This window comes from Methylobacterium sp. B1 (assembly GCF_000333255.1).
Taxonomy (GTDB): Bacteria; Pseudomonadota; Alphaproteobacteria; order Rhizobiales; family Beijerinckiaceae; genus Methylobacterium; species Methylobacterium fujisawaense.
In genome coordinates this window covers 1-1,022 of sequence record NZ_BACT01000526.1, presented here as the reverse complement: position 1 = coordinate 1,022, position 1,022 = coordinate 1, and the positions used below count along the sequence as shown (strand labels likewise).

Genomic DNA, 1,022 nt, shown 5'->3' with positions numbered 1-1,022 from the left:
TGATCGGCCGGGAAGGCGCGCAGACGGGTCCAGTCGGCCTGCTGCACCGCGAGCTTGGCGAGCAGGTCGTCGTAGATCGCCTGCTCCTCCTTCGACGCCACCAGGGTGCGGTAGGCCTCGGCCTTCGCCTGGCGGTTCCGCATCATCTCGTCCGCGCTCTTCAGGCTGGTCGCGCGCTCCGATTCGGTATCCGCCGTCACGTAGCGGAACTGCCACAGTCGCGAGCGCATCACGAGGGCGTTGATCGCCTGGGCCTCGTTGATCGACGGCACGGCGTTGTCGATCAGCTCCGCGAGCCGCTGGTCGACCGCCTGCATCTTGTAGAGAGTCACGCCGCCCTGAACCAGCGCCGCCAGGAGCAGGAGGGCGAAGAGGCCGCTGAGTTTTGCTTTGAGACTGAGACGCATCGGTCGGTTCCGGTCGTGCGGACGAGACCGGCAGGACATGAACAGGTTGTGCTAATAGTGTCATAACCTGAGGTAGGATCGGGCTTCAGAGGTTCGCGCGTGTCGGCTTGCATACGCGGCCGAGTCCGGCCAACTGGGCCGAACATTCCTCGCCACCGGCCCGACCCACCCACATCGTGTACGTCCTCACCGACATCGCCATCTCCAACTGGTACCTGATCCGCCGCGAGCAGATCCGGCTGCGCGGTGCCGCCGCGCTGGTCGGGCCGACGGGGGCCGGGAAATCGACGATCTTCGATGCGGTCGGCACGGTGCTGGCCGGCAACAACGCCAGCCGCCTCGCCCTCAACGCCTCGGCCTCCGGGCGCAGCGCCCGAACCGTGCGCGACTATTGCTTGGGCTGGATCAGCGACCCGGCGGAAGGCGGCCGCCCGACCCGGGAATCCTGCGAGACCGTGCTGGTCCTGGTCTTCGAGAATCCCGATTCCGGCCGCGTGGTCTCGGTCGGCCTCGCCCTGGCCGCTCGGGCTGTGGAGCCCAAGGAGACGGTGCTCTCGCGCTTCATCGCGGTCGGGCACCGGTTCGAGGTCTCCGATTACGCCCGCACCGCCCCCG

The 1,022-nt window shown here is 67.9% G+C and carries 2 protein-coding genes; one reads left to right on the top strand and one right to left on the bottom strand.

The window, feature by feature from the left end:
• A partial coding sequence (locus I53_RS15430) for an MCP four helix bundle domain-containing protein (protein WP_043352197.1) occupies positions 1–407 on the bottom strand: 407 nt, incomplete at its 3' end.
• A 176-nt stretch (positions 408–583) separates the two neighbouring features.
• Here I53_RS15430 and I53_RS15425 point away from each other — a divergent pair.
• Positions 584–1,022: ATP-binding protein (locus tag I53_RS15425; protein ID WP_043352194.1), on the top strand; the 439-nt coding region annotated here is incomplete at its 3' end.